This window comes from Vibrio neptunius, assembly GCA_019339365.1.
Lineage (GTDB): Bacteria > Pseudomonadota > Gammaproteobacteria > Enterobacterales > Vibrionaceae > Vibrio > Vibrio neptunius.
On the sequence record CP079859.1, the window covers coordinates 2,906,238 to 2,925,859 of the forward strand.

Below are 19,622 nucleotides of genomic sequence, written 5' to 3' on the forward strand. Positions count from 1 at the left end.
GATAATGAAATACGCTGAACTCTTCTGCCAGACCAATTTCTCTTTCCTCACTGGTGCTTCTCACGCGGAAGAGCTTATTCTACAAGCCGACTTTTTACGCTACCACGCACTGGCGATTACCGATGAATGCTCCGTCGCAGGCGTGGTCAGAGCTTATAGAGCGATCGAAACTCATAGCCTCAATATCAAACTGATCATAGGAAGTATGTTCTGGTTAAGTGATGAATGTCAGGTCGTATTACTCTGCCCAAACCGTGAAGCCTATGCTGAACTCTGTCGAATCATCACAAACGCAAGAAGACGCACCGAGAAAGGGCAATATCAGCTGGCAGAATGGGATTTAATGTCGCTTCGCCACTGTCTGATGGTCTGGCTCCCCAGCCATCAACATAGCGATCAGAAATGGGGACACTGGCTTGCTCAACATCATCAACCAAGATTGTGGTTAGGTGTTCAACGCCATTTAGAAGCAGGCGATAAAAGCTATCTCACTCATTGTGAGAAGCTCGCTCAGGAACTGATGGTGCCAATCACCGCTTGTGGTGGTGTACTCATGCATACCGCTAACCGTCTTCCTCTACAACATGTTCTGACCGCAATCCAGCATGGTAGTCGCGTTGATAAAATTGGTAAGCACCTACTCACTAATACAGAACGCACATTGCGAAGCAAAGAAAAGCTCGCCCGACTGTTTAAACAAGAATGGCTGGAAGAGAGTATTCGCCTCGCCGAGCAGTGCCAATTCAGTTTAGAAGAACTCAAGTACGAATACCCCCATGAACTCGTACCCAGTGGTGAAACGCCGATGAGCTATCTGCGCAAATTAGTAGACAGTGGCAAGCGTCGCCGCTTTCCCGAAGGTGTTCCTCAGGATATTTCAGAAACTATCGATAAAGAGCTTGAGCTGATTGGTGAGCTCAACTACCCCTACTATTTCCTGACCATTCACGACATAGTGATGTTTGCCAAGCGTCAGAATATTCTCTATCAAGGGCGTGGCTCAGCAGCCAATTCTGTCGTTTGCTACTGTCTGGAAATTACCGCGGTCGATCCTAGGCAAATTTCCGTTCTCTTCGAGCGTTTTATTAGTAAAGAACGTGATGAGCCACCTGACATCGACGTAGACTTCGAACACGAACGCCGTGAAGAAGTCATTCAATACATTTATCAGAAGTATGGCCGTGAACGAGCAGCGCTTGCGGCAACCGTGATCACTTATCGCTTTAAAAGTGCCGTTCGCGATGTAGGTAAAGCGCTTGGTATTGAAGAAAGCCAACTCGATTACTTCATCAAAAACGTTAACCGTCGAGATCGCGAGCTCGGCTGGCAGGCGCAGATCGTCGAGCTTGGCCTCCAGCCGGATTCCCTCAAAGGTGAACAGTTCATCACTCTGGTTAACGATATTCTCGGCTTTCCTCGGCATTTGTCACAGCACGTCGGCGGCTTTGTGATTGCCGCAGGCCCTTTGTATGAACTGGTACCCGTTGAGAATGCTTCTATGGCAGACAGGACAGTTATTCAGTGGGATAAAGATGATCTGGAAAGCCTCAAGCTAATGAAAGTTGATGTCCTCGCCCTAGGGATGCTCAGCGCTATCCGTAAATGTTTCCAGTTGGTCAAACGGTTCCATCATCAAGATCTGACTATTGCAGAGATCACCCGAAGACAAGATGATCCTGAAGTGTATGGCATGATCCAGAAAGCCGACACAGTCGGTGTATTTCAGATCGAATCACGAGCTCAAATGAGCATGCTGCCTAGACTCAGGCCCAAGACTTATTACGATCTAGTGATCCAGATTGCTATTGTACGCCCAGGACCTATTCAGGGGGATATGGTTCACCCTTTTCTCAAACGTCGTGATGGTATCGAACCCGTGACCTACCCTTCGGATGAAGTCAAAGAGGTGTTATCACGAACTATGGGGGTGCCTATCTTTCAGGAGCAGGTAATCAAGCTGGCGATGGTCGCAGCAGGCTTTAGTGGTGGTGAAGCCGATCAATTGCGCCGTGCTATGGCCGCTTGGAAAAAGAATGGCAATCTGGTGAAGTTTCGTACCAAGCTGATTGAGGGAATGTTGGCTCGCGGCTACGAACAAGAATTTGCTGAACGCATTTTTGATCAGATACTCGGGTTTGGTGAGTACGGTTTTCCTGAAAGTCACTCTGCCTCTTTTGCTGTGTTAGCGTATTGTTCGGCTTGGCTCAAACATTATTATCCGGAAGCTTTTTACGCTTCACTCCTCAATAGCCTACCTATGGGCTTTTACAGTGCGTCACAGTTAGTGCAGGATGCAAGGCGTCATAACGTATTGATTCTACCTGTCTGCGTCAACCAATCACACTATGATCATCAGGTCGTTCATTGCGGCAACAAGCTGGCTATTCGACTTGGCCTTCGCCAGATAAAAGGATTCGGGTTAGATAGTAGCCTTCAACTCATCAAAGCACGTGGTCTCGAGGGCTTTCAACACCCTAGTCAACTCAAGCATATCGGTTTGAATCAGAGAGAGCTTGAGCGACTTGCTTCATCCAATGCCATGCAGTCAATCGCTAATAACCGCTTTCAAACCCGCTGGGCAATGATGGATTCGTTATCCGATTTACCACTCTTTAAAGATTTGGAAGAACCACAAAGTGGTTCAATCAGTAAACCTTCAGAGGTTCAAACACTACTGGAAGACTACTCTTCCATGGGGCTATCACTCAGCCAGCACCCTATCACACTTTTAGAGCAAGCGGGTGTCCTAGGGCGCTTTACAAGAATGAAGGAGCTTATTCATAAGCCACATCAGTCTCTGGTGACCATCGTCGGTGTTGTGACAGGTAAGCAAGCTCCCGGTACCGCTGCTGGCGTCACCTTTTTCACTTTAGAAGACGACAGTGGCAACATGAATGTCGTGGTTTGGCAGGCAACGGCGCGGGCACAAAAACAGGCCTATCTCACAGCCAAGGTAATGATGGTAAAAGGTATTCTAGAAAGAGAAGGAGAAGTCACGCACATCATTGCCGGGAGACTGATTGATATGACAGACAAACTAGATGGGCTCCAAAGCAAGTCACGAGATTTCCACTAACTATTATCGATGGAAAAGGAAGCCATTCAGCTCCCTTTAGATTAACAGTTAAACGAATTACACATCGTCTTCAGCGTCCATACGTCTCTTTTTGTATTCCCTGTACAGTAACATGTATAAGGTCATCACAACCTTAGACGTAAACCATATCATGAATAGCAACTACCTTTCGCTTGTGATGAAAAGTGAAGATTAATTAATTCGCAAAGTAAATGATCAACCAAGTACTATCTCGACAAAATGTCACGCAGTCGATCTTGTGCCACTTCAACCAATAAATCAGGCTGGAATTTAGAAATAAATCGGTCACAGCCTACTTTCTTCACCATCGCGTCATTAAAGCTGCCGCTTAGCGAGGTATTGAGCGTGATATAGAGATCCTTTAGCTTAGGATCGCTACGGATTTCGTGAGTCAGCTTGTAGCCGTCCATCTCCGGCATTTCCGCATCGGTGATCATCAATAGCAATTCACGGGGCACGTCTTTACCCTCTTCACTCCAGCCTTTGATCAACCTAAGTGCCTCTAAGCCATCACGACATTCGAGAATATTCAAGCCGAGCTGAGACAGTGTTCCTTTAACCTGAGCTCGAGCAGTAGAAGAGTCATCCACAATAAGAACATTACGACCGACCATTTGTGCAGACAGATCTTCATCAAGCACACCTTCAGAGATAGAGACGTCGTAGTCGATGATCTCTGCCAGTACTTTTTCCACATCAATGATTTCAACGATTTGATGCTGGTCTTCATTTTTGATTTGCGTAATAGCTGTCAGATAATTTGCTCGGCCAGCCGTTTTCGGTGGTGGCTGAATTTCCGTCCAAGCCGTGTTGACGATATTACGCACTTGGCCAACCAAAAAGCCCTGTATGGTACGGTTGTATTCTGTGATGATCAGGTTTTGCTCTTGATTTTCTTGTCGAGGGGGCGGAAACCCAATCGCACTTCGTAAATCAATCACAGGCACTGAGACTCCGCGCAAAGAAGCCACGCCAGTAATGTGGTGGTGTGAGCCTGGCATTTTGGTCAACGGCGGAACTTTGATCACCTCGCGAACCTTAAAAACGTTGATCGCAAAGACCTGGCGGCTGTTAAGACTGAACAGCAGCAACTCCAATCGGTTTTCACCAACAAGATTCGTTCGCTGATCAACGCTATTTAAAACTCCGGACATACGATCTCTCAACTACTTTGTAATATATCAAAAATAGCCTAAAGCCAGGCTAAACAAAAATAAACCCATACAACTTGAAGGTTATATGGGTTTACATAAAAGATAAAGCTTATTGACAACGAGCTTAGCCTTCTATCACCTTCATCAATAATAACCCATCATAGAGGGCCTGTTTGATTAATGCAGCACCAGGCATGGTCGCCTGTTTGTAGAAGCGAGACTCTACAACTTCAAGATCCTGATGATAAACAGGCAGGCTTTGCTCTTTAATACAGTTTTGAATGGCCGGATACAATACGTCTTTTGCTTGGTTAATCGCCCCACCAATGAGAATTTTTTCCGGGTTGAAGAGGTTTATGACGATCGCAATCGCCGAACCCAGATAGCGACCAAGTTTTTCGACAGCATCCACTGCCAAAGTATCACCGTTTGCAGCGGCTTCACAAATGTCTTCCACCGTCAGTTCATGAATATCAGACAGGGTTGATTCTTCACCGCTTGCTAGACGTTCTGACACCTCACTGCGGATTGCGTGAGAACTCGCTACAGTTTCAAGACAACCTCGATTACCACAATGACAAAGCTTACCATTAGGATCTATCTGAATGTGTCCCAACTCGCCAATGTTGCCATGACGCCCTTGAAGTACGCGTCCATCGAGTACAATACCGGCTCCAAGACCGTGGTGGATGGAAATGAGCACCGAGTTTTCGTTTTCCTGAGAATGACCGAACAACTTCTCTGCCAGCGCCCAAGCACGGGTGTCATTAGCAATAAAAACAGGTAACCCAGTCGCTTTATAAATTTCAGGGCCCAGAGAAAGGTTTTCGACATTGTAGTGCGGCATCTGTAACACTATGCCTTTCTCTGAATTCACCAAGCCTGGCAATGTTAAGGCAATACTGGTAACACGGTCTAATTGCTCCGAATAGGTCTGAAAGAACTCATCAATCTCATGGAGCAGACGAGCCAAAACATCGTCTTGGTCAATTTCATGGATATCGATTTTAGTGTCGATCAAGACATCACCGCCCAACTCATGCAAAGCAATGGTCAAATAACCACGGCCGAGACGCATTGAGAGAAACTGCCAGCCTTCATTGTTCACCTGTAGCCCTACTGCCGGGCGGCCGCGACTGGTCGCTTCCTGCACGGTCGTTTCGTGGATCAGGTGAGCATCGATGAGCTCACGGGTAATTTTGGTAATACTTGCGGGGGCAAGCTCGCTCTCTTTTGACAGGTCAATCCGCGAGATAGGGCCTTTTTGATCAATGAGTTTATATACACGGCCAGCATTGACCTGCTTGATGTGATCAATATGGCCTGGTTGAGCCATGTACATAGGATGCTCCGAATATCAACAACTGGGCAATTTTTTTTACTTTGCGAAGTAATTGTGAAGAGCTTTGATAGATCGCCGTGACAAGCATCACGGATAAACATGATTCTTTGGGCGTTCAATCAAATTGCAAAACCGATATCACATTTAAGCGTTCATTTTTTTGCATTAATAAATATGTATGTATGACGAGATAAATTGCCCCTAAATCTCTCATAACTCAGCATTTTGCATATACTCAATTGGGGCCTCTATAATTTTATGACTCATAGAGGCTCGTGGTTTGATCAAGGAACTCATCATGACTGCAATACAAAGAAGAACAAAAATCGTCACTACGTTAGGTCCGTCTACGGACAAAGAGGGGATTCTCGAAGCTATCATTCAGGCTGGCGCAAATGTGGTCAGAATGAATTTTTCACACGGCACCGAAGAAGATCATATTCAGCGAGCCACTCGCGTACGTAATATTGCGGCTCAATATGGTACCAATGTCGCCATCTTAGGAGACCTCCAAGGTCCCAAAATTCGGGTATCAACATTCAAAGACAACAAAATTCATCTCGCCGTCGGGGACAGCTTCATTCTCGACAGTGACCTCGCTCAGGGAGAAGGTGATCAACATGCTGTAGGTCTTGACTACAAAGAGCTACCGCAAGACGTTTCCACAGGCGATGTTTTACTGCTCGACGATGGTCGTGTTCAACTGCAAGTCACCAAGGTCTCTGGCAATCAAGTGATTACTAAAGTCATTATTGGCGGCCCACTCTCTAACAACAAAGGTATTAATAAAAAGGAGGAGGCTTATCAGCAGATGCACTGACTGAAAAAGATAAGAATGACATCAAGGTAGCAGCACAAATTAAAGTGGATTACCTCGCGGTTTCGTTTCCACGTAATGGCGAAGACATGAAGTACGCTCGTCGCCTAGCAAGGGACGCTGGATTAGAAGCAAAATTAGTCGCAAAGGTAGAGCGTGCTGAAACGGTAGAAAGTGAAGAGAATATCGACGATATCATTCTCGCTTCAGATGCCGTCATGGTTGCTCGTGGCGATTTAGGGGTAGAAATTGGAGACCCAGAATTAATTGGTGTACAAAAACAACTTATTCGCCGAGCGCGAAGCCTCAACCGTACCGTCATCACAGCGACTCAGATGATGGAGTCCATGATCGAAAATCCTATGCCTACCCGTGCGGAAGTCATGGACGTGGCAAATGCCGTCTTGGATGGCACCGACGCGGTAATGCTTTCAGGAGAAACCGCAGCGGGTAAATACCCTCTGGAAACGGTGCGCTCAATGGCAGAGGTATGTTTAGGCGCGGAAAAAATGTCGGCTATTAACCGGTCTAGTTACCGAATGGACTCCGTGTTCAAAAGCAGCGAAGAAACCATCGCTATGTCGACTATGTTCGCTGCAAATCATATGAAAGGTGTCAAAGGCATAGTGACTCTTACCGAATCGGGTCGTACAGCATTGATGATGTCACGACTCAGTTCAGGTCTACCTATCTTTGCCCTATCACGGAATGAAAGCACCCTGAACCACACTGCTCTGTATCGCGGCGTCACACCCGTTTACTTCGACTCCAAAGGCGATTCAGGTTTACCGACGGCCAAAGCGGCCGTTAATTGTTTAAAAGAAAAAGGATTACTCCATGAAGGCGACCTAGTGATCATCACTCAAGGTGATGTCATGGACGTCGTGGGGTCAACCAACTGCATGCGTGTCCTGTCTGCTTAAAAGTGGCTGAGAGGGAGCGATAAGCGCTCCCTCGTTCATTTCTGTATGTTAGGAACCAAACGTTTTGAGACGGAAGCAAACATCTCTACAAATCGGAAACCCGAATCAAGCCCCATTTGATAGTCGTGCAGAAGCGCTTGTCGATCACTCATCAGCGAGTTGGACATCAAAGGCTGCTCTGGCTTGATCTGGATAATAAAGCAATCGTCTGGTGGATTGTGAAGAAAATCTTGAGTCAGGGAATAGGTCTGATAGTGAACCATCAACATGTCTGCCAGCCCCGAATCAAATTTCTCTCCAAGTAGATGACTTAATCGATAGATATCATCCGCTCCAAACAACCAACGTCCACCGTTGAGAGACTCCAAGTGTTGCAATTTATCTTCCTGAGAACGTTGCAATTGCTCTGTAAAGAAACTTGCCCAATCTCCTTTCCATTGAGCAAGCTTTTGCTGCCAATGTTCTTGAATAAGATTAAACGAATCACGGTACCACTTAACGTCATTTTCGTGAGGTACATTTTCTGTCGCCGTTTTCAGATCTTCCCCTTCTGTGCGTATCACAACAATACAACGCGCCTCCTTACGCCATGCCTCTTGAACAGGAATAGACGCCGAAACTCCTCCGTCCACATACTCTCCATGCTCAAACGCCACCGCTTCATGGTACAACCTCGGGATCGCGCAAGTGGCAATGAGTACTTTGCGCCAATCATCCTGAAGCATGGGTAAATAATGATCGAAAAGACGACTAGTATCTGTGACCGCAGCAAACGCCTGACGATCTGCCAAAACCCGTCGCCCCATATCGATATCCAGCTTGTAGGGGAAATCACTGATCTTATCTAGCGCCCAGTCGATACCCAAATACTGCTTGCGCCTAATGTAACGAAACAGGTTAAAAAACTCTGCATCAGTAGTGAGTTCAAGAATGAATGAGCGCCCTATTCCTCGTTGGCGACAAAGATAGCCACAAAGATTTAGCGCACCTGCTGAAGTACCGTAAAAGGTATCAAAAGGGTCGAAATTAGATAGAAGAAAGGCATCAAGAACACCCGAAGTAAAAATGCCACGCTGGCCCCCCCTTGAGCGACCAACGCATTCTTACCGCCAGTATACTTAGCAAGGCGTTGAGTATCCAACTGGATAGCAGCGCTGGTAACGACACCGCTGTTGTCCATAATCTCAACCTAGGCAGAAGTGATCGCGACTAAACCAAAACCAATCAGAACCGCAAAAACGGCCACAGTGATGACTAACGCGTATTTCAGTTCGTGTTCCATAGACACCTCCTTGATTGTGTAACAAAGTAATAACATCGTTGTGAGGCATCTTCAATAATTCCCTTTTTTCTGTGCGTAATTATGACGTTACTATCACAATTAATAGGTGTAGCGCTCTGATTGGACAATCTTTATGGACATGAACAGGATTCACCTTTTCGTTTGTACTTTGCTCTGTTTTGCTCCACCAGCCCTTGCAGATGTTTATCTGACACCATGGGTTGGTTATACCGTAGGTGGAAGCGTGGAAAATCAAGATCAACAGAACTATGACCTTAAGGGTTCTGAAAGCTTTGCTATCAGTACTGAAATGGATTTCGACAAAGGTAGAATAGGTTTGTTTTACGCCAATCAACACACTAATGTCGAGACGCTTGGTCTTGGTTCGACCATGCATTACCTTCACTTTCAGAGTAGCCTCTATTACCCCGTCGAGGAGTCGCTACACAGCTATCTCGGTGTGGGGCTTGGAGGCTCGTACATAGATGCTGATTGGGTCACAGACGAATTTGGTTTTTCGGCTAGTATCTTTGGAGGGTTTGCATACCGTCTCACTGATAATTTTGCGCTAAATACTCAGTTACGTTGGCTTGGTACCGTTGTTGATAATGACACAAGTGGAATATGTTCTTTACCCGCATCACAGTCAGGAAGCTGCATCATCAAATTTAAAACAGATTGGATGAATCAGTTCTCGGCTAACTTAGGGTTAACTTGGCATTTCTAGGAAACAATAAAATCACACTATTAACAATTTAGTAAAATAAATCAATTGGGCGGATGTTTTTCAGTCATACACTCTTTAAATGCAAAAAGGATTAAATTTCAATTAAACAACATTTTTCCAAACTTTTATTCTGTATAGTGATATTTTAATAACTACACTTGCCGTCAAACTGTCATGAAAACAATTTTATCACCAATCAAGAACACTGCCTTTACAACTACAATCTATTGCTTTAACTCATATTAGTAGTTAGTCTTTTCTTTATGCGCAGCTGATTATTTTAGCTAAAGCAAACACGCACTCAACTTTTTAGAATTAAAATCTGAGAAACATTAGCAAAAGCAGTGTAAATAACCAAAAAATCATTCTATTGACGATATTTTATCAAGCATATCGATATATCTTCAAATACCTGCTTTCCAACTTGTGAAGCTTTTTAGGCTGCCGTTCAGTCTAAAAATTCGCTTTATGGTAGCTTCAATCTCAGATACTGGATTTACAGGAGTCCTTTTATGAAGCGAGAACAATGGGGATCCCGCGCTGGATTTATTCTAGCCGCTGTCGGATCGGCTATCGGTCTGGGAAACATTTGGCGTTTCCCTTATATGGCCTATGAAAACGGTGGTGGTGCCTTCTTTATACCTTACCTTTTTGCCATGATCACCGCAGGCATTCCCTTTATGATCCTTGAATTCAGCATGGGTCAGAAATATCGTGGTAGCGCACCTCGTACGCTAGCAAAAATTCACTCTAAATTTGAATGGCTAGGCTGGTTTCAAGTAGGTGTCGCAGCGGTTATTGCTGTTTACTACGTTGCTGTTATCGGTTGGGCAATTTCCTACTTTGGTATGTCTTTTAACCAAAGCTGGGGCACCGATACCAATGCCTTCTTCTTCAGTGAATACCTTGGTTTAGGCGATAACTCGCCAACTAACCTGGGAAGCATTCAATGGAAAATTGCCGTTGCGATGCTAATTGCATGGGGTATCACTTACGCGGCTATTGTCGGTGGTGTCAAAGCAGGCATTGAGCGCGCATCTAAGATCATGATGCCGATTCTATTTATCATGGTTGTACTACTGATTGGTCGTATGGTTTTCCTTCCTGGTGCCTTGGACGGCGTAAACTATATGTTTGAACCTGACTTTAGCAAAATCTGGGATGTGAAAGTTTGGGCAGCCGCGTATGGCCAGATCTTCTTCACTCTGAGTATTGGTTTCGCTATCATGCTGGCTTATTCAAGCTACTTGCCTGAAAAATCAGACATTACTAACAACGCCTTCATGACGGTTTTGATTAACTGTGGCTTCTCAATCCTAGCTGGTATCATGATCTTCTCAGTCCTTGGCTATATGGCGCAAGAGCAAGGCAAACCTCTGACTGAAGTCGTATCAGCAGGCGTTGGTTTAGCATTTGTTACACTGCCAGCTGCAATCAACTTGCTGCCAGCGCCGTACATCCTAGGCCCACTTTTCTTCTTCGCACTAGTAGTTGCAGGTCTAAGCTCACACATTTCCATCATGGAAGCCGTGACGTCTGCCGTTATCGACAAACTAAAGTGGAGCCGTAAGAAAGCAGCAACCGTTGTTATTGGTGTTGGTGTTGTCGTTTCTATGGCATTTGCAACCAATGGCGGTCTACTACTACTAGATTTGGTCGATCACTTCGCGAACAATGTCGGCATCATGGTGGGTGGTTTTGTCGAGATTATTCTTATGGCTTGGCTACTGAATAAAGTCGGTGATGTACGCGAATACGTTAATGAGATCTCTGACTTTTCTATCGGTGCTTGGTTCGTGGTTTGTCTGCGCTTCATCACCCCGATTATGCTGGCCGTTATTCTCGCAACCAAACTACAAACACTATTCACTGAAGGCTACGGTGGCTATGACCTAACTCTCGGTTGGGCAATGATTGCTGCTCTATTTGTTATTGGTGTATTGATTAACGCAACAAGTCGTAAGGAGGCCTGATCATGACAACAGGTGCGATTATTATGATGATACTGGGCCTTGGAATTACTTGGGGCGGCGCTGCTATATGTATCAAACGAGCAATGAATAAACAGCAGCAGTGATTACTGTTGTGGCTTGAGTAAAAATGCCGACACTGAGTGTCGGCATTTTTTATTGGTCAGAGCTAGAATGTGTATTTAACGCCGAGCGCTCCGCCAATCTGTAGTTCTGGGCCACTATACACATCCAACTCTGGTTGAATCTGACCATACATATTCCAGTCTTGACTGAAGTTCCAGTTCAGACCAAGGGGGACACGCGCCCCAAACTCTTTATGATCCCATTCGCTCCATGCCCCCGCACCAACATACCAAGTAAAAGGTACGTCCTGACCAAATTCTCCACGAGCGAGTATGTAGTCAAATGCAGCTCCGTCATTACCTACTGTAAACCGGTACTGATGATTCAATTCAAAGACTGCACTTAGATCTTGGTCTACCGCCATCCCAACGGAGAGTTCCATAGGCTCTAAACTTTCAGCAATGACGCTTGCGCTCCACGCGACGGCCGCAACACCTAATAGGCTTTTGACTAATGTACTTTTCTTCATCACTCTGATCTAGATTTAAATAAAACAGCGTGCAATTTTCCAGTTGTGCGATGAAAAGATGTCATAGAAAGGTAAGGAGGTCGTTAGAAACCAGAGTATTTTATCGCTTCCACTATGCAATAACATTTAACCAAACGTATTCGCCAACCGCTCTTGATTTCAGCTCTAACAAAACAAAAGGAGGCCTAATGGCCTCCTCTTTATCAATTAAATGAGTAAGTGGGTATTAGCCGTGGTTACGGATCCACTCATCCATTTCAGTTTTTAGGTTGTCAGACTTAGTACCGAAGATAGCCTGAACACCACCTGCTACAACCACTACGCCAGCCGCGCCTAGTTGTTTCAGTTTGTCTTGATCAACCGCCTCTGTATCCGCTACTGCAACACGTAGACGAGTGATACATGCATCTAGGCCAGTGATGTTTGCTTTGCCACCGAATGCGGCAACAAGCTCACCTGCCATGTCTGAACCAGATGTCGCGACTGTTTCTTCAGATTCATCTTCACGACCAGGCGTTTTAAGGTCCATCGCTTTGATAACTGTGCGGAATACTACGTAGTAGATAACCGCATAAACCAAACCAACACCCACCATCAAACCGATTTTCTGTGCGTTGCCAGATAGTACGATGAAATCGATTAGACCGTGTGAGAACGAAGTACCGTGTACGAAACCTAGAGTGTTTGCAACAACGTATGCAGAACCAGCTAGTAGAGCGTGGATACCGTACAGTAAAGGAGCAACAAATAGGAATGAGAATTCGATTGGCTCTGTGATACCAGTTAGGAATGAAGTCAATGCAGCAGACGCCATGATACCCATTACCTTCGCACGGTTCTCTGGCTTGGCAGAGTGTGCGATAGCAATAGCAGCAGCTGGTAAGCCGAACATCTTGAACATGTAACCGCCTGCTAGCTGACCGAATCCATTACCAACCGCACGAGAAGCTTCGTCAGCCACTAGGTAACAAGTTAGAACGCCGTTTTGTGTCTCGCCAGCAGCATTAACACAAGTGCCCGCTTCGAAGAAAAATGGTACGTTCCAAACGTGGTGCAGACCGAATGGGATCAGAGAACGCTCGACGATACCGTAGATACCAAATGCTAGCTCTGGGTTTTGAGTTGCAGCCCAATGTGAAAATGCTTGCATTACCGCTGCAACTGGTGGCCAAACTACAGATAGTACCAGTGCAAGTGCGATCGCTAGGAAACCAGTAATAATTGGCACCGCACGTTTACCCGCAAAGAAGCCTAAATATTCTGGTAGTTGAATCTTGAAAAAACGATTGAAAGACCATGCTGCAATACCCCCAACAAGGATACCACCCAAAACGCCGGTCTCATATTGCTTCTTGATCAAGTCAATAGCAGTTTCGTCTAGTACTTCACCAGCCGCTTTTGCCGCAGCTTGTGCAGACTCCACTGATAGGTTAGCCATAACGCCTAGCGTTGCAGCCATAATGCCGTAGCCAACGATTGCAGCTAGACCTGCCACACCATCGTTATTAGTAAAGCCAAGTGCAACACCCACTGCGAAAAGTAGTGCCATTTGACCAAATACTGAACCACCCGCTTGCTCCATTAAGTTGGAAACAATTTCCGGAATGAAGCTCAAGTCGGCAGCACCAACCCCAAGTAGAATACCTGCAACAGGTAAAACCGATACTGGTAGCATCAGAGCTTTACCCACTTTTTGCAGGCTAGCAAAAAGGTTCTTAAACATGTTTATGCTCCTGAAAAGTTATAAGAATTATCGGGTTCTAACGGCACACCCCCGTAGCCTTAAATGTTAGCACCCCGCGAAAATGTAACCACATCTTGCAGTATATTTTCCGGCTCTAAATATATATTGATGGTGAACAAACTTTCTAGCAGGTTACGGAAATAAGTTTCAAACTAATAGATAGATCACAATCCAAAATAGGCGAATAGAACCCATTATTTCAGTGTATCTGATTGATATTTATTAAATTAATATTAATGCCTATTAATTTTGACGAGTAAATAAAATAAACCCAATTGTTATTTCATGTAACAAAATTACATTGTGATACTTTCAGCTTCTCATCTTCAACAAAATTAGTAAACAAGACAATTTATAGTACTAAAAGTGATTTTAGACACAAAAAAAGGAGCTTGCGCTCCTTTTTTACTCAAAACTCTTTTTTTATCTCAAAAAAGATTTCGGAAGTTTTGACTGGTTTTTAAGCCAACTTCGCTCAGTGATGTGTTTTTTAACTGGGCAATATAGGAAGCTACTTCAACCACATAAGCAGGCTGGTTCTGTTTCCCTCGGTGTGGCACAGGTGCAAGGTACGGTGAATCAGTTTCAATTAATAATCTCTCAAGCGGTAGTGTTTTAACCACTTCTTTTAGTTCAGTTGCCTGCCTGAAAGTAACGATCCCTGAAATGGAGATATAAAAACCAAGATCCATCGCCGCTTCAGCGAAAGCAAGATCTTCGGTGAAACAGTGAATCACGCCGCCACATTTATCAGCCTGGCCTCGACGTAAAATATCCAACGTATCTTGTCGGGCATTCCGTGTGTGGATGATCAAAGGTTTATTCAGCTTAACGGCTAATTCAACGTGCTGCTGGAATCTTAGCTTTTGTAACTCAGCAGTCTCAGGTTGATAGTGGTAATCCAGCCCAGTTTCGCCTATTGCAACAACTCTGGGGTGCGAGGCATATTCGTGTAATCGGTCTAAGGCAAACTCACTCTCTACATCTAGAGGGTGAACACCACAAGAAGCGTAAACGTTGCCAAAAGGCTCAATCATTTCCAGCATCGCAGGAAACGAATCTAGTGTAACCCCAACAGAAAGTAGCTCTGAGACTTTGGCCGCCTTAGCCTTTTCAACTACGTCTTCAATACCAGAATGCAGATCCTGATAATCCAGTTTGTCTAAATGACAATGTGAGTCTACAAACATGATTCCTCATTAAATTTAAATAACCAATCTAAGATGAGCAGTTCGCTATTCAACCCGGTGTGCTCTCGTAGTTGTCCAAGCAACTGACTCAGGTTTGTTGTTTGAGTATAGAGCAATTGATAACTGAGTTTGGCCGCCAGAACCTTTGAGCCTGGTGTAAAATAAGGCATCTGAACACCAAAATGACTCTTTTGAGCATCTGTCAGCAAAACCCATATCCATTGTAGGTACTCAGATGGTGATGTCGCCAGCTCTTTGGCTAGCTTGACGCTATCGCCCGTCAATTGAGTGACTTCAAGGAAATGCTTTTCAATCTGATGATATTTTTCAATTTTCCCCTGTTCAACAAACGCTTGAGTTTTGAGTGGAGCATTGCCATTGACATGTGCCGCAAAAGCAGGGATTGCCAAAGTGACTTGTTCATTTAACCATTGAGCAAGCAACTCTGAACTCGGATTCACCACGTGCCATTGCTGGCAACGGCTGGTAATCGTTGGAAGCAACCGATGCGCTTTGTAACTAACCAGAAGAAACATACAACTGTTAGATGGCTCTTCTAGTGTTTTTAATAAAGCATTTGCAGCAGATTCGTTCATCGCTTCTGCGGGCTCGATGATGAACAACCTCACTCCTGACAACTGTGAAGACTCTTGCGCTAAGCGATTACACTCGCGCACCTGTTCTACCGTAATAGTTTTGCCTTCTTTCTCGGGTTTAACAATATGGAAATCCGGGTGATTGCGTGCCTGCATTAGCTGGCAACTATGGCAAAAACCGCAAGCTTCACTGGCATAGTTGCTACACATTGCAGCTCCACTAAACCGCTCCACGAGTTGCTCAGCACCCAGTCCTTTTTCCGCTATCAATAGTGCTGCATTGGAAAACCTATCTGATTCCAGACTAGCCTGCCATTCGCGCCAAGTGTCGGTTAACCAAGGATAGATAGAATTCATGGTTATTGTGCCAACCAACTACGCAGCGCTTGCTTGATATCTTGCGCGACTAATTCGATCGTCTGCTCAGCATTGATCACTACAACACTCGAATCACATTGAGCCAGTTCCAAGTAACGCGCTCTGGTGCGGTCAAAAAAGCTCATATCCATCTTCTCAATTCGATCCAACTCGCCTCGGCCTCTCGCTCGCTCAAGGCCGACGCGTGGGTCAAGGTCAAGGTAAATGGTCAAATCTGGTTTAAAGTCACCCAATGTTGTCTGCTTAAGCGCCGCCATAGTGTGTTTCGATATTTGACGTCCGCCTCCTTGATAAGCCTGAGAAGACATATCATGTCGATCTCCTACTACCCAAGTACCACTATCTAATGCTGGCTTAATGACATTTTCAACCAACTGTACCCTCGCGGCATACATAAGGAGCAATTCGGTCATATCTTGCAACTCTTCCCCTGCATGGTCTTGTTTGACCAAAGTTCTGAGTTGCTCGGCTAAGACCGTTCCGCCCGGCTCACGAGTATTCTTTATCTGCTCAATACCAGCCTGTTTAAGAGTCTCAAGCACCGCATTGATCGCGGTACTTTTACCTGCGCCTTCTAGGCCTTCAATTACAATGAATTTAGCTTGTTTCATTTATTACTTCTTAACTGTCTTAGATATGCGCGTACCGCGCGATTGTGTTCGCTCAGCGTCTTGGAAAAAACATGCCCGCCATCTCCACTGGCCACAAAGTACAAGTAATTGCTGTTTTCAGGATTGGTAGCTGCAGCAATGGAGGCCTCACCCGGCATCGCAATCGGTGTTGGCGGTAAGCCAAAAATCACATAGGTATTGTAAGGTGTGGGTGTGCGTAAATCTTTCTTGCGTATGTTACCATCGTATTTTTCGCCCATACCGTAGATCACTGTTGGGTCGGTCTGAAGACGCATACGCTTGTTAAGACGGTTTACAAACACTCCCGCAACACGTTCACGCTCAGCACTTACTGCCGTCTCTTTTTCAATGATAGAAGCCAGGATTAATGCATCGTATGGGGTCTTTAACGGCAAATTTTCTTGCCTTTGCCGCCAGTGCTTATCAAGAATTTGCTGCAACTTTTTTGCAGCTCGCTTGATGATATCAAGATCAGAAGTACCGAGCGTGTAATGATAAGTTTCAGCAAGCAATAAGCCTTCAAGTTTTGATTCTTCAAGGCCAAGTTGTTGCGCAATCTCTGCTTCGCTGAGCCCAGATGTTTTGTGCTCTAGATAAGGGGCTTGTTCTAATGCTAATCGCCATTCCGCGAATGTTGAACCTTCAACAAAGGTAATAGCGAATTGGTGCTCTTTGCCGGTTTTGAACAGCTCTAGCGCTTGTTTGAGGTTAATACCTGGAGTAAGCAAGTATGTCCCTGCTTTCACTTGTGTGAGTTCTGGGTGAAATCGTCGTACTAGCTTTGACACACCAGCAGCAGCAATCAGTTCATCATCCGTTAAATCAGCCAGTAAACGGTTGAAACTCATACCCGTCTCAATCGTATAAATCTGTTCTTCTTGCAGCTTTAATGGCTGAGTCACATACTCATCGACTTGTTTAGTAACATAAATAAATCCTGCACCAGCAATCAGTAATACAAGTGCCAGACATAAGGTGATTCTCTTAATCACGGGTTAACCATCTCCTGAATTTTTTTTGTTATTGTTCCTATTGAAAAGGTCTGTGTGCCAATGCTTTTTACTGGGGCGACACCAAGAATCGAGTTTGAGATAAAAACTTCTTCTGCTCCGTTTAGCTCTTCAAGCCTGTAATGACCAATCGATAAAGTAAGTCCACAACTTGATAAGCGTTCAGCAACAACGCGACGCATAACACCTGCAACCCCCGCGTTCGTCAAATCGGGGGTGTAGATGACTCCTTGTTTGACCCAATACAAATTCGCCATTGTTGTCTCAATTACATAGCCATTCACATCCAGTGCGATTCCATCAAGGAAACCTTGTTGATCCATTTCAGCTTTGAGCAATACTTGCTCAAGTCGATTATTGTGCTTATGGCCCGCCAACAAAGGGTTTACCCCTAGTCTCTTGCTACATAAACCTAAACCAATTCCATCCATCAACCATTGTTCATAGTGAACCGGATAATTAAAGGCGCCAATAGTAACATTTGGTAAGGTCACTTGAGTAGGGCTATATCCACGCCCTCCTTCTCCTCGGCTGATGTGTAACTTCAACCCTGAGCGAGCAGACTCTAGACACATTTTTTCTAACCAATCTTGAACCTCTCTCCAGTTCGGAGAGGCGATACCTAGTAAGTCGAGGCAAGATTGCATCCGGTCTTGATGTTTATCCCAATGTTGAATGCGACCTTTGACAACCAACATGGTGGTGAAACAACCGTCCCCATATTGAAATGAGCGATCAGTAAGGGAGATTGAGTCTGTGGTGTGTCCATTTACCAAGTACATAATTGATATCCACATAAAAGAAAACGGCTTAATGCCAAAGCATTAAGCCGTTTTATCACAAATTGGGTTGTGACTCTTTATATCTTTTTGAAAACCAAAGAACCGTTAGTACCACCAAAACCAAACGAGTTACAAATGGCGTACTCTGAATCGATAGGTTGTGCCGTATGCGGTACTAGATCAATATCTTCAAGACCTTCGTCACGATTGTCTAGATTAATCGTTGGTGGAACCATTTGATCAACCAGTGACATGATAGTCACGATCGCCTCAACAGAGCCTGCCGCACCAAGTAGGTGTCCCGTCATCGACTTAGTTGAAGAAACTTTCACTTGCTTAGTGCCTTCTTCACCTAGCGCACGACGGATACCTTTCACTTCAGCCACATCGCCAGCAGGAGTAGACGTGCCATGTGCGTTTACGTAGCCGACTTGTGTCCCCGTGATACCCGCGTCACGCATGGCAGCTTCCATTGCTAAAGCACCACCTGACCCGTCTTCGCTCGGAGACGTCATGTGATATGCATCTCCAGACATACCAAAGCCAACCAGCTCTGCGTAAATCTTGGCACCACGAGCTTTTGCATGCTCATACTCTTCCAATACAATGATGCCCGCGCCATCACCTAGAACAAAGCCATCACGATCTTTGTCCCATGGTCGAGAGGCTTTTTGAGGCTCGTCGTTGCGAGTCGACAACGCTTTCGCCGCACCGAAACCTGCCATACCCAGCGGCGTCGATGCTTTTTCAGCACCACCAGCAACCATAGCTTCGGCATCACCGTAAGCGATCATGCGAGCGGCATGACCAATGTTGTGCAAACCCGTGGTACACGCCGTGGAGATAGCGATGTTAGGGCCACGAAGACCACGCATAATAGATAAGTTACCAGCAACCATGTTTACAATGGTTGAGGGCACGAAAAATGGGCTAACTTTGCGAGGACCTTTTTCAACAAGTGCCGTATGGCCAGCTTCGATAAGATCAAGGCCACCAATGCCTGAACCAATCGCAACACCGACGCGTGCTGCGTTGTCTTCATTAATTTGCAAGCCAGAGTCGTCTAGAGCCTGCATACCGGCTGCGATGCCGTACTGGATGAATAAATCCATCTTACGAGCATCTTTCTTGGACATGTACTCTGTACAGTCAAAATCTTTTACTAAGCCTGCAAAGCGAGTGGAAAAGTTTTCAGCATCAAAGTGCTCAATATTAACGATACCACTTTGACCGGCTAGCAGGGCTTTCCAGGATGATTCAACGGTGTTGCCGACCGGTGACAACATACCCATGCCAGTGACAACAACACGACGCTTGGACACGATTTTATTCTCCGGGATTGAAATGTATGAGAGGTAAAGAAGGAATAAAGAACACAGGCGA

15 protein-coding genes and 2 pseudogenes are annotated in these 19,622 nt (G+C 45.3%); 5 read left to right on the plus strand and 12 right to left on the minus strand.

The features are described from left to right. Positions 1-4: 4 nt before the first annotated feature. Positions 5-3,076: an error-prone DNA polymerase gene (locus KW548_13595; protein ID QXX06132.1), complete on the plus strand. Its 3,072-nt coding sequence runs from the start codon at positions 5-7 to the stop codon at positions 3,074-3,076. Positions 3,077-3,303: 227 nt separating this feature from the next. Here KW548_13595 and KW548_13600 read toward each other — a convergent pair whose 3' ends face one another. Then, complete coding sequence (locus tag KW548_13600) at positions 3,304-4,251, minus strand: chemotaxis protein CheV (GenBank protein QXX06133.1); 948 nt, start codon at positions 4,249-4,251, stop codon at positions 3,304-3,306. Positions 4,252-4,375: 124 nt separating this feature from the next. Continuing rightward, positions 4,376-5,593 carry an ROK family protein gene (locus KW548_13605; protein ID QXX06134.1) on the minus strand — a complete coding sequence of 406 codons (1,218 nt, stop codon included), beginning with the start codon at positions 5,591-5,593 and terminating at the stop codon, positions 4,376-4,378. Positions 5,594-5,891: 298 nt separating this feature from the next. Here KW548_13605 and pyk point away from each other — a divergent pair. Continuing rightward, positions 5,892-7,333: pseudogene (gene pyk / locus KW548_13610) on the plus strand (pyruvate kinase). A 35-nt stretch (positions 7,334-7,368) separates the two neighbouring features. On the opposite strand, the pseudogene KW548_13615 reads toward pyk, so the two are convergent. Then, positions 7,369-8,513 (minus strand): annotated as a pseudogene (locus tag KW548_13615) (patatin-like phospholipase family protein). 9 nt (positions 8,514-8,522) lie between these two features. Beyond that, positions 8,523-8,615, minus strand: coding sequence for a YnhF family membrane protein (locus KW548_13620; protein ID QXX06135.1), 93 nt, complete (start codon positions 8,613-8,615; stop codon positions 8,523-8,525). A 139-nt stretch (positions 8,616-8,754) separates the two neighbouring features. Between KW548_13620 and KW548_13625 the strand changes: the two genes are divergently transcribed. The 3 genes from KW548_13625 (at position 8,755) to KW548_13635 (ending at position 11,419) form a co-directional block, all read left to right on the plus strand. Continuing rightward, positions 8,755-9,342 (plus strand): porin family protein, encoded by a 588-nt coding sequence (locus KW548_13625; protein QXX08074.1) that lies wholly within the window; start codon positions 8,755-8,757, stop codon positions 9,340-9,342. Between the two features lie 512 nt (positions 9,343-9,854). Further along, entirely contained in the window at positions 9,855-11,315 is a 1,461-nt protein-coding gene (locus KW548_13630) for a sodium-dependent transporter (GenBank protein ID QXX06136.1), read from the plus strand. A gap of 2 nt (positions 11,316-11,317) precedes the next feature. After that, complete coding sequence (locus KW548_13635) at positions 11,318-11,419, plus strand: MetS family NSS transporter small subunit (GenBank protein QXX06137.1); 102 nt, start codon at positions 11,318-11,320, stop codon at positions 11,417-11,419. A 62-nt stretch (positions 11,420-11,481) separates the two neighbouring features. Here KW548_13635 and KW548_13640 read toward each other — a convergent pair whose 3' ends face one another. The 8 genes from KW548_13640 to fabF all read right to left on the minus strand — a co-directional run bounded on the left by KW548_13640 (position 11,482) and on the right by fabF (position 19,561). Beyond that, a complete protein-coding gene (locus KW548_13640) occupies positions 11,482-11,907 on the minus strand; it encodes a hypothetical protein (GenBank protein QXX06138.1) in 426 nt (141 codons plus the stop codon). 226 nt (positions 11,908-12,133) lie between these two features. Continuing rightward, complete coding sequence (gene ptsG / locus KW548_13645) at positions 12,134-13,630, minus strand: PTS glucose transporter subunit IIBC (protein QXX06139.1); 1,497 nt, start codon at positions 13,628-13,630, stop codon at positions 12,134-12,136. A 449-nt stretch (positions 13,631-14,079) separates the two neighbouring features. Continuing rightward, a complete protein-coding gene (locus KW548_13650) occupies positions 14,080-14,841 on the minus strand; it encodes a YchF/TatD family DNA exonuclease (GenBank protein QXX06140.1) in 762 nt (253 codons plus the stop codon). Further along, complete coding sequence (holB, locus tag KW548_13655; protein QXX06141.1) at positions 14,832-15,794, minus strand: DNA polymerase III subunit delta'; 963 nt, start codon at positions 15,792-15,794, stop codon at positions 14,832-14,834. The genes KW548_13650 and holB overlap by 10 nt, the downstream gene beginning before the upstream one ends. A gap of 2 nt (positions 15,795-15,796) precedes the next feature. Next, positions 15,797-16,426 carry a dTMP kinase gene (tmk, locus tag KW548_13660; GenBank protein QXX06142.1) on the minus strand — a complete coding sequence of 210 codons (630 nt, stop codon included), beginning with the start codon at positions 16,424-16,426 and terminating at the stop codon, positions 15,797-15,799. Next, a complete protein-coding gene (gene mltG / locus KW548_13665) occupies positions 16,423-17,439 on the minus strand; it encodes an endolytic transglycosylase MltG (protein QXX06143.1) in 1,017 nt (338 codons plus the stop codon). The genes tmk and mltG overlap by 4 nt, the downstream gene beginning before the upstream one ends. After that, the gene (gene pabC / locus KW548_13670; protein ID QXX06144.1) at positions 17,436-18,239 is read right to left on the minus strand and encodes an aminodeoxychorismate lyase; all 804 of its coding nucleotides are present in this window, start codon (positions 18,237-18,239) and stop codon (positions 17,436-17,438) included. Before pabC ends, mltG begins: the two co-directional genes overlap by 4 nt. A 77-nt stretch (positions 18,240-18,316) precedes the next feature. Further along, positions 18,317-19,561, minus strand: coding sequence for a beta-ketoacyl-ACP synthase II (gene fabF, locus KW548_13675; protein ID QXX06145.1), 1,245 nt, complete (start codon positions 19,559-19,561; stop codon positions 18,317-18,319). Positions 19,562-19,622 lie beyond the last annotated feature (61 nt).

What these genes read in the sequence shown, in the direction of transcription:
- KW548_13630 (QXX06136.1), top strand. Translation starts at nt 9,855, where the DNA reads ATGAAGCGAGAACAATGGGGATCCCGCGCTGGATTTATTCTAGCCGCT.
- tmk (QXX06142.1), bottom strand. Translation starts at nt 16,426, where the DNA reads ATGAAACAAGCTAAATTCATTGTAATTGAAGGCCTAGAAGGCGCAGGT.
- ptsG (QXX06139.1), bottom strand. Translation starts at nt 13,630, where the DNA reads ATGTTTAAGAACCTTTTTGCTAGCCTGCAAAAAGTGGGTAAAGCTCTG.
- KW548_13635 (QXX06137.1), top strand. Translation starts at nt 11,318, where the DNA reads ATGACAACAGGTGCGATTATTATGATGATACTGGGCCTTGGAATTACT.
- KW548_13605 (QXX06134.1), bottom strand. Translation starts at nt 5,593, where the DNA reads ATGTACATGGCTCAACCAGGCCATATTGATCACATCAAGCAGGTCAAT.
- KW548_13595 (QXX06132.1), top strand. Translation starts at nt 5, where the DNA reads ATGAAATACGCTGAACTCTTCTGCCAGACCAATTTCTCTTTCCTCACT.
- KW548_13640 (QXX06138.1), bottom strand. Translation starts at nt 11,907, where the DNA reads ATGAAGAAAAGTACATTAGTCAAAAGCCTATTAGGTGTTGCGGCCGTC.
- KW548_13650 (QXX06140.1), bottom strand. Translation starts at nt 14,841, where the DNA reads ATGTTTGTAGACTCACATTGTCATTTAGACAAACTGGATTATCAGGAT.
- holB (QXX06141.1), bottom strand. Translation starts at nt 15,794, where the DNA reads ATGAATTCTATCTATCCTTGGTTAACCGACACTTGGCGCGAATGGCAG.
- KW548_13600 (QXX06133.1), bottom strand. Translation starts at nt 4,251, where the DNA reads ATGTCCGGAGTTTTAAATAGCGTTGATCAGCGAACGAATCTTGTTGGT.
- KW548_13620 (QXX06135.1), bottom strand. Translation starts at nt 8,615, where the DNA reads ATGGAACACGAACTGAAATACGCGTTAGTCATCACTGTGGCCGTTTTT.
- KW548_13625 (QXX08074.1), top strand. Translation starts at nt 8,755, where the DNA reads ATGAACAGGATTCACCTTTTCGTTTGTACTTTGCTCTGTTTTGCTCCA.
- pabC (QXX06144.1), bottom strand. Translation starts at nt 18,239, where the DNA reads ATGTACTTGGTAAATGGACACACCACAGACTCAATCTCCCTTACTGAT.